This is a genomic window from Cognatundibacterium jejuense (genome assembly GCF_014284255.1).
Taxonomy (GTDB): Bacteria; Pseudomonadota; Gammaproteobacteria; order Burkholderiales; family Burkholderiaceae_D; genus Undibacterium; species Undibacterium jejuense.
The window spans coordinates 1-262 of record NZ_JACOFV010000068.1 but is presented as its reverse complement, the minus strand read 5'-3'; the positions used below and the strand labels follow the sequence as shown (position 1 = coordinate 262).

Here is a 262-nt window from a genome sequence, read left to right as displayed (position 1 = left end):
TGATCTCTTTAAAGGGTCGTTCGAGACCAGGACGTTGATAGGCTGGGTGTGGAAGTGCAGTAATGCATTAAGCTAACCAGTACTAATTGCCCGTAAGGCTTGTCCCTATAACCTTAGCAGGTTGTAGCTGCAAGTGAGAAATTATGAAGTGAATGCCAAAGAGAGTTTGGTACGAATCATAACCAGTAATAAATGAATCAAGATTAGTGCGAAAGAGAGATGAGAATCACTCGGAGCGCACACTCTACGACACTTCTTCTGA

The 262-nt window shown here is 43.1% G+C and carries 1 rRNA gene; it reads left to right on the top strand.

Annotated features, from left to right (window positions below):
- Positions 1 to 107 (top strand): 23S ribosomal RNA (locus tag H8K32_RS20050); the annotation flags it as partial.
- Between the last annotated feature and the right edge of the window lie 155 nt (positions 108 to 262).